This window comes from Streptomyces sp. NPDC052107 (assembly GCF_040680215.1).
Taxonomy (GTDB): domain Bacteria; phylum Actinomycetota; class Actinomycetes; order Streptomycetales; family Streptomycetaceae; genus Streptomyces.
On the sequence record NZ_JBFAWG010000268.1, the window covers coordinates 1 to 1,665 of the forward strand.

General features: G+C 67.1%; 1 protein-coding gene. It reads right to left on the reverse strand.

Annotation, left to right across the window (positions count from 1 at the left end):
* The coding region (locus tag AB0M27_RS47700) for an aspartate kinase (protein WP_070204375.1) at positions 1-1,268 on the reverse strand (1,268 nt) is incomplete at its 3' end.
* Between the last annotated feature and the right edge of the window lie 397 nt (positions 1,269-1,665).

Genomic DNA, 1,665 nt, shown 5'->3' on the forward strand with positions numbered 1-1,665 from the left:
CGGCCGGTGCCTCCGTAGACGACGGCCTCGTCGGAGTCGCTGTCGAGACCGAAGGCGGTGTGCACGGCGCGCACGGCCTCGTTGACGTCGTCGGCACGGGTGACCACCGAGATGCGGATCTCGGATGTCGAGATCAGCTCGATGTTGACGCCCGCGTCGGAGAGCGCCTCGAAGAAGCCGGCGGTGACGCCCGGGTTGGTCTTCATACCGGCGCCGACCAGGGAGATCTTGGCGATCTGGTCGTCGTAGCGCAGCGACTCGAAGCCGATGGAGCCCTTGGCCCGCTCCAGGGCGTCGATGGCCTTGCGGCCCTCGGCCTTGGGGAGGGTGAAGGAGATGTCCGTCAGGCCGGTCGACGCGGCGGAGACGTTCTGCACCACCATGTCGATGTTGACCTCGGCGTTGGCGATGGCGCGGAAGATCGCGGCCGCCTCGCCCGGCTTGTCCGGCACGCCGACGACGGTGACCTTGGCCTCCGAGACGTCGTGGGCGACTCCGGAGATGATCGCGTGCTCCACCTTCTGGTCCCCTTGCGGCTCGTTGCTGACCCAGGTCCCGCGCAGTCCGGAGAAGGACGAGCGGACGTGGATCGGGATGTTGTAACGGCGTGCGTACTCGACGCACCGGTGCAGCAGCACCTTGGAACCGGACGCGGCCAGCTCCAGCATGTCCTCGAAGGAGATCCAGTCGATCTTCTTCGCCTTCTTCACGACCCGCGGGTCCGCGGTGAAGACGCCGTCGACGTCCGTGTAGATCTCACAGACCTCGGCGTCCAGCGCGGCGGCCAGCGCGACGGCGGTCGTGTCCGACCCGCCGCGGCCGAGCGTCGTGATGTTCTTGCCCTCCTGGCTCACGCCCTGGAACCCGGCGACGATGGCGATGTTGCCCTCGTCGATCGAGGTCCGGATGCGGCCGGGCGTGACGTCGATGATGCGCGCTTTGTTGTGGACCGAGTCGGTGATGACACCGGCCTGGCTGCCCGTGAACGACTGGGCCTCGTGGCCCAGGTTTTTGATCGCCATCGCCAGCAGGGCCATGGAGATCCGCTCACCCGCGGTCAGCAGCATGTCGAACTCACGGCCGGTAGGCATCGGAGACACCTGCTCGGCGAGGTCTATCAACTCGTCCGTCGTGTCGCCCATCGCGGACACCACGACAACCACCTGGTTGCCGTTCCTCTTGGCGTCGACGACTCGCTTGGCGACCCGCTTGATGCCCTCGGCATCGGCTACGGAGGAGCCTCCGTACTTCTGCACGACAAGGCCCACGTGCGCTCCTCGCTCAGTCATTACTGCGGTCGGCTCAGTTTAACGAGCAGCCCGGAATCGACCCGTCCTTACCAGATGGTGAGATGTCCCGCCCACAACCCGGCACGGCGTGTCGACCCGAACTGCTCGTACGAGGCTGCTGCCCATCCCGGAGGAGCGCACTCCCTTTTGTGTCCCAGCCCACACCTTCGGGGCGGAATGCGCGAGCGGGAAGCGCCGGTCGGCGTACGTCCGTACCTCTGGACGCCTGTACCCCTGCACCCCTGTACGCCTGCACCCCTCGTCCCGGGGACTGCCCGGGGACTGCCCGGGGACTGCCCGGGGACTGGGGACTGGGGACTCCCGGGGACTATCGCGGCGGGTGGAGCTTCCTGAAGTACGTCCAGCTCGTCTCGTT